Here is a 14,961-nt window from a genome sequence, read left to right on the forward strand (position 1 = left end):
GAAACTAATGACGAAAAATTGGCGTCAAATATGTAATACAATTAGCATATGATTTCATCTATAATCATCAGATCAAATTATAGTGCTGGTAATTACAGTTTTTACAAAATAAAAACCAATAATTAACTTCAGGAAGTGGAATGGAACCAGTCAACCCAAAATCAAACAGTCAAGCCAATAACTCAGCATCAGCACAGACTGAAAATGTTCATGATCAACAAGATATGAAAGCTGATGGCGTTGACACACAACCCGTTCAAGGGTCAGTACAACCCGTTTCTCACACTCCAGATAACGCAGTTGGGGATTTCGGGCTGGATTCCGATGCGCTTGTTAACAATCACGCAAAACATAACACCGCATCTCAAGATAACCGTGGTGATGACGTCGCTCAGATCCAGGACATGCTTTTAAACGGTGAAGACCCGACGAAAGTACTGCCGGAAACCGCAGCAGGTACATCACTCAAATCTGGCGGGGGCTTTGACTTTGTAACTGTCGCCCGGACAGGTGCAGAAGTCATTGCGTCTGCATCCTACCAGACACAAAGCCCTGCCTATGATCCGGTAAACATCAGTTTTGGTGAAAAAGAAACACTTCCTGACAACGTCGCTCCATCAATCGGCGATAACCATGGCAACCCAGTTGGGGATGTCATCACTGTTATCACCGATGAAGACACCGAAGTCAGCGGCAAAATTACCATCACGGATTTTGATAACGATGATGTGGTGATCAGACCCCACACCCAGCCCGCTCACGGCAATGTCACCATTTCACAGGACGGTGACTGGACCTACACGCCCGAAAGCAACTACAACGGTAAAGACAGCTTTACCATTGAAGTGGATGACGGCAAAGGCGGTACCGACAAAGTAATCATTGATGTCAATGTAGCTTCTGTTAACGATACAGCCCTGGTTGATGGTGACAACGAGGGTGCAGTCACTGAGAACGATAACACCCCGATCCTGACCGATCACGGCAAGCTGACTGTAAACGATGTCGATGCAGGAGAGAGCCACTTCAAGCCTGATGTCATTAAAGGCAATGGTACCCTCGGTGACCTGACCATCGATGCCAACGGTGAATGGCACTACTCTGTCGACAACAGCAAGGTTAACGACCTGCCTGAAGGTATCACCAAGCAAGAAGATTTCACCGTCACCACTGAAGATGGCACCAAACACACCATCACGGTAACCATTACTGGTACTAACGACGGCGCAGCTATCACCGGTGACAGCATTGGTGACGTCAAAGAAAACGACAACACCCCGGTTCTGACCGACCACGGTAAGCTGACTGTTGATGACGCCGATACCGGCGAAAGCCACTTCAAACCTGATGTCATTAAAGGCAATGGTACCCTCGGTGACCTGACCATCGATGCCAACGGTGAATGGCACTACTCTGTCGACAACAGCAAGGTTAACGACCTGCCTGAAGGTATCACCAAGCAAGAAGATTTCACCGTCACCACTGAAGATGGCACCAAACACACCATCACGGTAACCATTACTGGTACTAACGACGGCGCAGCTATCACCGGTGACAGCATTGGTGACGTCAAAGAAAACGACAACACCCCGGTTCTGACCGACCACGGTAAGCTGACTGTTGATGACGCCGATACCGGCGAAAGCCACTTCAAACCTGATGTCATTAAAGGCAATGGTACCCTCGGTGACCTGACCATCGATGCCAACGGTGAATGGCACTACTCTGTCGACAACAGCAAGGTTAACGACCTGCCTGAAGGTATCACCAAGCAAGAAGATTTCACCGTCACCACTGAAGATGGCACCAAACACACCATCACGGTAACCATTACTGGTACTAACGACGGCGCAGCTATCACCGGTGACAGCATTGGTGACGTCAAAGAAAACGACAACACCCCGGTTCTGACCGACCACGGTAAGCTGACTGTTGATGACGCCGATACCGGCGAAAGCCACTTCAAACCTGATGTCATTAAAGGCAATGGTACCCTCGGTGACCTGACCATCGATGCCAACGGTGAATGGCACTACTCTGTCGACAACAGCAAGGTTAACGACCTGCCTGAAGGTATCACCAAGCAAGAAGATTTCACCGTCACCACTCAAGATGGCACCAAACACACCATCACGGTAACCATTACCGGTACCAACGACGTCCCAACCTTTGGAAAGGGTGAAGGCATTGACACCGGAGACGTGAAAGAAGACACCACCCTCACCACCAGCGGCACCCTGACCATTGATGACAAAGATGCCGGTGAAAAAGCCTTCAAAGACCAGACAGATATCAAAGGCCAGCACGGCACCTTGGACATCGACAAAGCCGGTCACTGGACCTATCACCTGGACAATGACAAGGCCGATATTCAGGCACTCGGTGAAGGCGATCCCCTGACTGATACCATCACTGTCACCTCAGAGGACGGCACTACCCACGACATCACCGTGACCATTACCGGTACCAACGACGTCCCAACCTTTGGAAAGGGTGAAGGCATTGACACCGGAGACGTGAAAGAAGACACCACCCTGACCACCAGCGGTACCCTGACCATTGATGACAAAGATGCCGGCGAAAAAGCCTTCAAAGACCAGACAGATATCAAAGGCCAGCACGGCACATTAGACATCGACAAAGCCGGTCACTGGACCTATCACCTGGACAATGACAAGGCCGACATTCAGGCACTCGGTGAAGGCGATCCCCTGACTGATACCATTACTGTCATCTCAGAGGACGGCACTACCCACGACATAACGGTAACCATTACTGGTACTAACGATGGCGCAGCTATCACCGGTGACAGCATTGGTGACGTTCAGGAAGATATCTCTGACAAAACAACGGCTGAAGGCTCGCTGACTGTTTCTGATGCAGACAACGGACAAAGTGAAGTCTCCCCTAAAACCGTCACCAATGACTACGGCACCTTCAGTGTTGATAAATCAGGCCACTGGACCTTCACCATCAACAATGACAGTCACACCGTACAGGCTCTGGGCAAAAAAGATTCAGTAAAACTGGATTTCCCGGTCTCCTCTGTTGACGGCACCGACACAGCAACTGTCACTATTACTGTTGCTGGCACCGATGATGGCCCTCAAATCACAGGTACAGATACTGCAACCCTCACCGAAGACAACGCAGCGCAACTAACCGGCAACGATATGCTGTCAGCAAATGGCGCTCTGACTGTCTCCGATGTAGACACTGGTGAGAGTCATTTCAAAGCCGGTACGTTTGATGGTCAGATGGGTAAATTAACCCTGACCAACGATGGTCACTGGCATTACGAAGTCAGTAACGACAGCGTTCAGCATCTCGGTGCCAACGACAACCCCATTGTTGAAACCTTTACGGTTGAAACCGCTGACGGCACTACCCACGACATCGTAGTCACCATTAAAGGGACAGATGACAAACCGGAAGTATCCGGTACCTTCGTCGGTAATGTTGTTGAAGGCAATGAAGGGGATGCGCCGGTTACAGCTACCGGTACGCTAACTATCACAGATGCCGACCAGAACGACCATCCAGCGTTCGAAAACGGCACCACTGCCGGTAAGTTCGGTTCGCTTGAGCTTAAGGACGGTCACTGGACCTACACCCTGGATGAATCCAAAGTCCAGGCCCTGCCTGCCGACGGAAAAACCACCGACAGCATTACCCTCACGGCGACCGATGGTACCCAGCAGACCATTACCATCCACATCACTGGCACAAATGACAAACCTGTTGTTGAAAAAGTTAAAACTGAAACGACAGAAAATACTGAACTCAACGGCAAGGTTCCTGAAGCTCACGATGTAGACGGCACCGTCGACCATTACCAACTGGTGGATAACATCCCTGAAGGTAAAGGTTCCCTGACCTTCAATGCTGATGGCAGCTATACCTTCAATCCAGGCAAAGACTTTGACAGCTTGCCTGACGGTAAATCTGAAACCGTTACCTTCACTTACTCTGCCACCGACAATAACAACGCGGTCAGTGATCCGAAGACTGTGTCTATTACAGTCACAGGCTCTAACGATGCGCCAGAGGTTAAAGCTGTTGAAACTACAACCTCTGAAAATACGGAACTAACCAGCAAGGTTCCTGAAGCTCACGATGTAGATGGCACCGTCGACCATTACCAACTGGTGGATAACATCCCTGAAGGTAAAGGTTCCCTGACCTTCAATGCTGATGGCAGCTATACCTTCAATCCAGGCAAAGACTTTGACAGCTTGCCTGACGGTCAATCTGAAACCGTTACCTTCACTTACTCTGCCACCGACAACAACAATGCGGTCAGTGATCCGAAGACTGTGACTATTACAGTGACAGGCACTGACGACAAACCGGAAGTATCCGGTACCTTCATCGGTAGCGTCACAGAAGGCAATGAAGGAGATGCACCGGTTACAGCTACCGGGACGCTGACCATTACTGATGCTGACCACGGACAGAACCCGGAATTCGAAAATGGCACCACTGCCGGTAAGTTCGGTTCGCTTGAGCTCAAAGACGGTCAGTGGACCTATACCCTGGATGAATCCAAAGTCCAGGCTCTGCCTGAAGGACATCCGGAAACCGACAGCATGACGCTGACAGCGACGGACGGTACCCAGCAGACCATTACCATCCATATCACCGGTACTGACGACAAACCGGAAATATCCGGTACCTTCATCGGTAACGTCACAGAAGGTAATGAAGGAGATACACCGGTTACAGCTACTGGTACGCTGACCATTACTGATGCCGACCACGGACAGAACCCGGAATTCGGAAACGTCACAACTGCTGGTAAGTTCGGTTCGCTTGAGCTCAAAGACGGTCACTGGACCTACACCCTGGATGAATCCAAAGTCCAGGCCCTGCCTGAAGGACATCCGGAAACCGATAGCATCACGCTGACAGCGACGGACGGTACCCAGCAGACCATCACCATTAATATCACTGGTACAAACGATGGCGCAGCTATCACCGGTGACAACATTGGTGAAGTCAAAGAAAACGACAACACCCCGGTTCTGACCGACCACGGCAAGCTGACTGTTAATGACACCGATACCGGCGAAAGCCACTTCAAACCTGATGTCATTAAAGGCAATGGTACCCTCGGTGACCTGACCATCGATGCCAACGGTGAATGGCACTACTCTGTCGACAACAGCAAGGTTAACGACCTGCCTGAAGGTATCACCAAGCAAGAAGATTTCACCGTCACCACTGAAGATGGCACCAAACACACCATCACGGTAACCATTACTGGTACTAACGACGGCGCAGCTATCTCCGGTGACAGCATTGGTGACGTTCAGGAAGATATCTCTGACAAAACAACAGCTGAAGGCTCGCTGACTGTTTCTGATGCAGACAACGGACAAAGTGAAGTCACCCCTAAAACCGTCACCAATGACTACGGCACCTTCAGTGTCGATAAATCAGGCCACTGGACCTTCACCATCAACAATGACAATGACACCGTACAGGCTCTGGGCAAAAACGATTCAGTAAAACTGGATTTCCCGGTCTCCTCTGTTGACGGCACCGACACAGCAACTGTCACTATTACTGTTGCCGGCACCGATGATGGCCCTCAAATCACAGGTACAGATACTGCAACCCTCACCGAAGACAACGCAGCGCAACTAACCGGCAACGATATGCTGTCAGCAAATGGCGCTCTGACTGTCTCCGATGTAGACACTGGTGAGAGTCATTTCAAAGCCGGTACGTTTGATGGTCAGATGGGTAAATTAACCCTGACCAACGATGGTCACTGGCATTACGAAGTCAGTAACGACAGCGTTCAGCATCTCGGTGCCAACGACAACCCCATTGTTGAAACCTTTACGGTTGAAACCGCTGACGGCACTACCCACGACATCGTAGTCACCATTAAAGGGACAGATGACAAACCGGAAGTATCCGGTACCTTCGTCGGTAATGTTGTTGAAGGCAATGAAGGGGATGCGCCGGTTACTGCTACCGGTACGCTGACTATCAGTGATGAAGACCAGAACGACCATCCAGCGTTCGAAAACGACACCACTGCCGGTAAGTTCGGTTCGCTTGAGCTCAAAGACGGTCAGTGGACCTACACCCTGGATGAATCCAAAGTCCAGGCTCTGCCTAAAGGACATCCGGAAACCGATAGCATCACGCTGACAGCGACGGACGGTACCCAGCAGACCATTACCATCCATATCACCGGTACAAATGACAAACCTATTGTTGATGCAGAAATCACTGGCGGTATCTTCGAAGGTAACCCGGCTCAGACCGTTACCCTGACTGACAACATCACTGATATCGATGGCGACACCCTGACCGTCGTTGATGGCAGCATCAAGGGCCTGACCGATGGCGTCACTGTTAAGGGCAATACCCTGACTGTTGACCCATCTAACTCAGCATTTGATGGTCTCAAAGAAGGTGAAACCAAAGAGATCACCGTGACCTATCAGGTGACCGACGGCCATGGTGCAACGGTTGACCAGACGGCGACCATCACCGTCACCGGTACTAACGATGTTCCAGTTGTTGGTGAAGTCATTACCAAAGGTGTGATCGAGGGTGAAACATCTCAGACCGTTACCCTCACCGACAACATCACCGATGTCGATGGCGACACCCTGACCGTCGTTGATGGCAGCATCAAGGGCCTGACCGATGGCGTCACTGTCAAGGGCAATACCCTGACCGTTGACCCGTCCAACTCAGCATTTGATGGCCTGAAAGAAGGTGAAACCAAAGAGATCACCGTGACCTACCAGGTGACTGACGGCCATGGTGCAACCGTTGACCAGACTGCGACCATCACCGTCACCGGTACTAACGATGCGCCAAAAGTGGGCTCTGTTATTACAGAGGGCTTCACTGAAGGTAACCCGGCTCAGACCGTTACCCTGACCGACAACATCACTGATATCGATGGCGACACCCTGACTGTCGTTGATGGCAGCATCAAAGGCCTGACCGACGGCGTGACCGTTGATGGCAATAAGCTGACTATCGACCCATCTAACTCAGCATTTGATGGTCTCAAGGAAGGCGAAACCAAAGAGATCAAAGTGACCTACCAGGTGACGGACGGTCATGGCGCAACCGTTGACCAGACTGCCACCATCACTGTCACCGGTACCAACGATGCACCGAAAGTGGGCTCTGTCATTACCGAAGGTGTGGTTGAAGGCGAAACAGCTCAGACCGTTACCCTCACCGACAACATCACCGATGTGGATGGCGATACCCTGACTGTGGTTGATGGCAGCATTAAAGGCCTGACCGACGGCGTCACTGTCAAGGGCAATACCCTGACTGTTGACCCATCTAACCAAGCATTTGATGGTCTCAAGGAAGGCGAAACCAAAGAGATCAAAGTGACCTACCAGGTGACTGATGGCCATGGTGAAACCGTTGACCAGACTGCCACCATCACTGTTACTGGTACTAACGATGCGCCGAAAGTGGGCTCTGTTATTACAGAGGGTTTCACTGAAGGTAACCCGGCTCATACAGTTACTCTGACTGACAATATCACCGATGTGGATGGTGACAGCCTGACTGTGATTGATGGCAGCATCAAAGGCCTGACTGATGGTGTGACCATTGATGGCAACAAGCTGACTATCGATCCAAGCAGCCCGGCATTTGATGGCCTGAAAGAAGGTGAAACCAAAGAGATCAAAGTCACCTATCAGGTGACTGACGGCCATGGTGCAACCGTTGACCAGACTGCCACTATCACTGTCACCGGCACTAACGATGCGCCGAAAGTTAGCTCTGCTATTACTGAGGGTTACACCGAAGGTACCCCGGCTCAAACTATTGATCTAACCACCAACATCACCGATGTCGATGGCGACACCCTGACCGTCGTTGATGGCAGCATCAAAGGCCTGACTGATGGTGTCACTGTTAAGGGCAATACCCTGACCGTTGACCCATCTAACTCAGCATTTGATGGTCTCAAGGAAGGCGAAACCAAAGAGATCACCGTGACCTACCAGGTGACTGACGGCCATGGTGAAACCGTTGACCAAACTGCCACCATCACCGTCACCGGCACTAACGATGCGCCGAAAGTGGGCTCAATCATTACCGAAGGTGTGGTTGAGGGAGAAACAACTCAGACTGTTACCCTGACTGACAACATCACTGATATCGATGGCGATACCCTGACTGTGGTTGATGGCAGCATTAAAGGCCTGACCGATGGCGTCACTGTTAAGGGCAATAAGCTGACTATCGACCCATCTAACCAAGCATTTGATGGTCTCAAGGAAGGCGAAACCAAAGAGATCAAAGTGACCTATCAGGTGACGGACGGTCATCGCGCAACCGTTGACCAGACTGCCACCATCACTGTCACCGGTACCAACGATGCACCGAAAGTTGGTTCAGTTATTACCGAAAGTGTGGTTGAGGGCGAAACTGCTCAGACCGTTACCCTGACCGACAACATCACTGATATCGATGGCGATACCCTGACTGTGGTTGATGGCAGCATTAAAGGCCTGACCGACGGCGTCACTGTCAAGGGCAATACCCTGACTGTTGACCCATCTAACCAAGCATTTGATGGTCTCAAGGAAGGCGAAACCAAAGAGATCAAAGTGACCTACCAGGTGACTGATGGCCATGGTGAAACCGTTGACCAGACTGCCACCATCACTGTTACTGGTACTAACGATGCGCCGAAAGTGGGCTCTGTTATTACAGAGGGTTTCACTGAAGGTAACCCGGCTCATACAGTTACTCTGACTGACAATATCACCGATGTGGATGGTGACAGCCTGACTGTGATTGATGGCAGCATCAAAGGCCTGACTGATGGTGTGACCATTGATGGCAACAAGCTGACTATCGATCCAAGCAGCCCGGCATTTGATGGCCTGAAAGAAGGTGAAACCAAAGAGATCAAAGTCACCTATCAGGTGACTGACGGCCATGGTGCAACCGTTGACCAGACTGCCACTATCACTGTCACCGGCACTAACGATGCGCCGAAAGTTAGCTCTGCTATTACTGAGGGTTACACCGAAGGTACCCCGGCTCAAACTATTGATCTAACCACCAACATCACTGATATCGATGGCGACACCCTGACCGTCGTCGATGGCAGCATTAAAGATCTGCCTCCGGGGGTAACCGTTGACGGCAATACCCTGACCATTGACCCGGCCAACCCGGCATTTAATGGTCTGGCTGAAGGTGACAAACAAACCATCACTGTGACCTACCAGGTTACTGACGGTCATGGTGCAACCGTTGACCAGACTGCCACCATCACTGTTACCGGTACTAACGATGTTCCAGTTGTTGGTGAAGTCATTACCAAAGGTGTGAACGAGGGCGGAGCCGCTCAGACGGTTACCCTGACTGACAACATCACCGATGTGGATGGCGACACCCTGACCGTCGTCGATGGCAGCATCAAAGACCTGCCACCGGGGGTAACCGTTGATGGCAATACCCTGACCGTTGACCCATCTAACTCTGCGTTTGATGGTCTGGCTGAAGGTGATCAACAAACCATCACCGTCACCTACGATGTCACTGACGGACACACTACGGTTCAGCAAACCGCCACCATCACCGTCACCGGTACTAACGATGTTCCAGTTGTTGGTGAAGTCATTACCAAAGGTGTGAACGAGGGCGGAGCCGCTCAGACCGTTACCCTGACTGACAATATCACCGATGTGGATAGCGACACCCTGACCGTCGTCGATGGCAGCATTAAAGATCTGCCACCGGGGGTAACCGTTGACGGCAATACCCTGACCGTTGACCCGGCCAACCCGGCATTTAATGGTCTGGCAGAAGGTGATCAACAAACCATCACCGTCACCTACGATGTCACTGACGGACACACTACGGTTCAGCAAACCGCCACCATTACCGTTACCGGTACTAACGACATGCCTGTCGTGGGTGACATCATAACCAAAGGTGTGAACGAGGGCGGAGCCGCTCAGACGGTTACCCTGACTGACAACATCACTGATATCGATGGCGACACCCTGACCGTGGTTGATGGCAGCATTAAAGATCTGCCGCCGGGCGTCACTGTTGACGGCAATACCCTGACCGTTGACCCATCTAACTCTGCGTTTGATGGCCTGGCTGAAGGTGATCAACAAACCATCACCGTCACCTACGATGTCACTGACGGACACACTACGGTTCAGCAAACCGCCACCATCACCGTCACCGGTACCAACGATGCACCGAAAGTCAGCTCTGCTATTACTGAGGGTTACACCGAAGGTACCCCGGCTCAAACTATTGATCTAACAACCAACATCACCGATGTCGATGGTGACAGCCTGACCGTCGTTGATGGCAGCATCAAAGGCCTGACTGATGGTGTCACCGTTGATGGCAACAAGCTGACTATCGACCCATCCAACCCAGCATTTGATGGCCTCAAAGAAGGTGAAACCAAAGAGATCAAAGTAACCTACCAGGTGACTGACGGCCATGGTGCGACGGTTGATCAGACTGCCACCATCACTGTTACCGGTACTAACGATCGCGCGCATATCACTGGTGAGACCATTGGCTCTGTTACTGAAAATGACGCCACTACCGTACTTACAGACCACGGCAAGCTCGATATCACTGATCTGGATAACGGAGAAGCGCACTTCAAGCCTGATGTCATTGAAGCCGAAGGCACATTGGGGAACCTGAGTATTGATGCCAACGGTGAATGGCACTATTCCGTTGAGAACAGCCTGGTTAATTATCTGGGTGCTGGTGAAAGCAAAGTAGAAAGCTTCACGGTCACATCCGAGGACGGCACCACTCAAACAGTGACTGTCACCATCCATGGCACTGATGACAAGCCAGTGGTTTCGGGCTCATTTACCAGCAAGGTAACAGAAGGAAATGAGGGGGATGCCCCGGTTACAGTATCCGGTACCATTGCAATAGCAGATGCTGACCAACACGATCATCCGGTGTTTGATAATGGCCAGTTCAAAGGCCTGTACGGTTCACTGGAGCTGAAAGGCGGCCACTGGACCTATACCCTGGACGAGGCAAAGGTTCAGCAGTTGCCTGAGGGTGAGGAAGTTACCGATACCGTCACGCTAACGGCTTCTGACGGTACCCAGCAGGAAATTTCTGTAGTTATTAGCGGTACTAATGACAATGCCATCATTGGTGGTGCTGACCACGTAACGGCATATGAAGACCTAACCACAAGAGTGCGAGGAATACTCTCCAGTTATGACGTAGATAATGCCCAAGATACCTTCAAAATCGAAACTTTAAACGGTAAATACGGCTCACTATCTATGTCAGCCGATGGTCTATGGACTTACAAGCTGAACAACAGCTCAGACGCCGTCCAGCAGCTCCAGAAAGGTGAAATCAAAACCGAGACATTTACCGTGCACAGTGAGGATGGTACAGCTCACCAGATCACCGTTGATGTTAAAGGTGAAAATGACAGCGCTGATATTACCGGCAACTTCACGGGCAAGGTAATAGAAGACCAAGGACAGGGTGACAAGCTGACCAGCCACGGAACACTTGCAGTCAAAGACATCGATCACGATGAGTCTTACTTCAATACAACCGTGACCAAACCTGCTGATACCCTGGGCAACCTGACTATCGACCGTAATGGTAATTGGACTTACGACGTCGACAACAGCAAGGTCCAGTATCTGGGCGCCGGTGACACTAAGGACGAAACCTTCACCGTTACGTCTGCAGACGGCACTGAGCAGAAGATCACCGTCACCATCACCGGCACTAACGACGCCGCCCATATCGACGGCACTGTTGTAGGTACTGTAACCGAAGACGGTGATTCCGATTACCTGCATAACGACCCTGAGCTGCCTGATACCTCAACTTCTGAATCAGTTGAAGGCAAGCTGACGGTCGACGACATTGATGGGCAGGACGCCTTTAAAGCGTCTCAAATCGACGGTAAGTACGGTCACTTTGAGATTGATACTGACGGTAGCTGGAAGTACGTCCTGGACAACAAGAGTGATGCTGTACAGCAGTTGTCTGGTAAGGAGACTCAAACAGAGACCTTTACTGTGCATACTGCTGACGGCTCTTCCAAAGACATCGTTATTACCGTAAATGGTCACAATGACCATCCAGAAATCGGTTATGTTGATGCACCGGATCAGCATCGTGTAGACAAGTTCTATTACGAAGGTGATGGTGATGTCCGCGTGTTTAACGATATCACGCTGAAAGATGTCGACAGCTCAGAGTTCAGTCATGTCACTGTACGTATTACTGCCGGTATTAACGGCAACGTGCAGAACAACTATGATGCAGAGCACGACTTTATCTCCCTGTCTCCGGAAATGGCCGGAAAATACGAGATTACTCAACATAACTACGCTGACCATGACGGTGCAGTCGTTGGCAGCTGGGAAATCACCGCTAAAGACGGTCACCAACTGACTCACGATGAAGTACTGGAAGTCATCCGGAATGTGGAATACCGCAATACCATGACTGACCAAAACGGTGTCAGCAAGGCCATTGACGTATTTGTACAGGATGACCAGGGTGCTCCAAGTTACGTGGTTATCTCTGATATGCACCTGCAAAATGCGTTGAGTGACCATGCTTCGGGCTCTGAAGACATGACAGTTACGGGCAATGTCCTGAGCAACGATGCATCAGACAAAGCCACTGATATCAATGTCGAGAGTTTCACCTTACATGGCCAGGAGTACACTGCCGGCAACCATCCTGTAACAGTTCAGGAAGGTACTCTGATCCTCGAAACAAACGGTCACTACAGCTTCGCACCGGCACCAAACTGGAGTGGCAAGGTTCCGGATATCACCTACACCACAAACCATGGTGGTACGGCAAAACTGGAAATCAGTGTCACGCCTGAAGTGGATGCTCCGACGCTGCAAATAGGCAATACCGACACCCAGACTATCTTCACATTCGATAACGTGAACCTGGGTAACCATGAACTGGATGCAAATGTTGATGCAGGTTCCTTGATTGGTAACGGACAGGTCATCAAATGGCAGTCCACTAACCCTGGCCAGGATATCGAGATCGGTCGGGAAGATGTTTACCTGAAAAATGGCTCTGACAACCAGGCTCTGGAAGTCGAAGCCAATCCGGGTGATAAAAACATCTACACAGATCTGGATCTGACTGCCGGTAAGCACTACCAGATGGGCTTTGATATTACAGCCAGGGTGATTAATCCGGGGTCTTGTAACCTGACCATCACCCTGACACCGATTGACGAGCACGGCAACGCAACCGGACAAAGCGAAACGCTGTACCGGTTTACGCCAAGCCAGGCTGGTTGGGTACGCGACAATGTGATTGACCTGCCGGTTGAAACTTCAGGCAAATACCGTCTCGAAATTAATGGCGACAACGGTGATACCGTCGGAGCCGTTCTGGACAACGTGACATTTACAGCACAGTCAGGAGTAGGTTACGAAGACAACTTCATTAACCTGAACCCTATTGAGGCGAGCCTGACGGATACCGATGGCTCAGAAACGCTGAAAGTGGAACTGTCCGGCTTGCCTGATGACGCTGTAATTGTGGATGGCAATTCTGCCCACACCACAGTCCATGTCGTCAACGGTGTCGCTGATGTCAGCGGCCTTGATTTGGGCAATCTGTCAGTGAAAACCTCGCAGGTCGGCGACTACAACGTCCGGGTAACTGCCACAGCGACTGAAACAGGAACAGGCGCAACTTCAAGTCAAGTTGCAGATATGACTGTTTCGGTTAAGGAAGTCCCGGTACATCCTGAAAATATCATCAACGGGAACGGCGGTAACGATCAGTTCGTTCTAATTGGCAACAGTTATGGTGCTCAACTGGATGTCAGCCTCTCACCTTATCTCCAGGCAGATGGTACATGGGCGGATATCGGTGCAGGAGCAGGTCAGCAAATTAAAAAACTGGTAGATACCACTATTGATACCGATCTGGTAATCAACAGCGGTGACAGCAATGATTATGTTGATTTGGGACTCAGCCGAGCAGACAACACCGTAAATGCAGGAAGCTCACTGCCAAGCAATCATGGAATGTATAACGTTGCAATGCTGGAAGGCACCCACTTTATGCAAGACAGCATGCAGCAACTGACGGGGGATGATGGTCATCTCAAGCCGGACTACCAGTCTGATCTGCAAAGTGGCCACACTTCCAACAGAGAACTCCCTGGTAACAGTGAATTTGGTCACAGCCATCAGGGTAATCACCATGGTCAGCATGCCATTGAATTCCATACAAACAACCACCAGCATCCACTGGCTGATCTGGTCAATATGGGAAGCGGCAATGACACCGTGACTGGCGGAACAGGCACACTGGCTGCCTATGGCGGCGCAGGCAACGACACACTGAGCGGCGGCAGTGGCAGTGATGCCCTGCGCGGTGGCTCCGGCAACGATGTACTTCTGGGTGGAACCGGTGATGATATCCTGCGTGGCGATACCGGCAATGATGTTATCCAGGGTGGTACCGGCAGCGACATTCTAATTGGTGACGGAGGCGCAGATACCTTCCGCTGGACAGCAGAAGATATCGACCACCAGCACAGCGTTGATGTCATAAAAGACTTTGAACTGAGCAAAGACAAACTAGACCTGTCTGGCCTGATTCATGAAAACAGCAACGGCATTTTTGACAATGTTACTGTTGAAGTTTCCAAAGGCAGCCGCGGTAACCTTCAGGATGTATCCATCCAAATCGATACCGACGGTGACCACAGAGCCAACCAGGAAATTGTTCTGGAGGATATCAACAAGCACGAACTGACAAGTATTGTCGGTTCCAGCCATGGTAATGGCGTTGTCCAGAATACAACGCTAAACACAGATCAAGTAAAAGCACTGTTTGATCATGTCGACACACAGAGTGTCCACACCGAATCACACATTCTGCTTCAAGATCCGGAAGATCTTCATCATCTGTAACTGA

1 protein-coding gene is annotated in these 14,961 nt (G+C 50.8%); it reads left to right on the forward strand.

What is annotated here, in order from left to right:
* The first annotated feature begins 140 nt into the window (after positions 1–140).
* Positions 141–14,957 (forward strand): VCBS domain-containing protein, encoded by a 14,817-nt coding sequence (locus NF212_RS14130; protein ID WP_434356684.1) that lies wholly within the window; start codon positions 141–143, stop codon positions 14,955–14,957.
* Positions 14,958–14,961: the final 4 nt, after the last annotated feature.

This window comes from Parasalinivibrio latis (genome assembly GCF_036825535.1).
GTDB classification, from domain to species: domain Bacteria; phylum Pseudomonadota; class Gammaproteobacteria; order Enterobacterales; family Vibrionaceae; genus Parasalinivibrio; species Parasalinivibrio latis.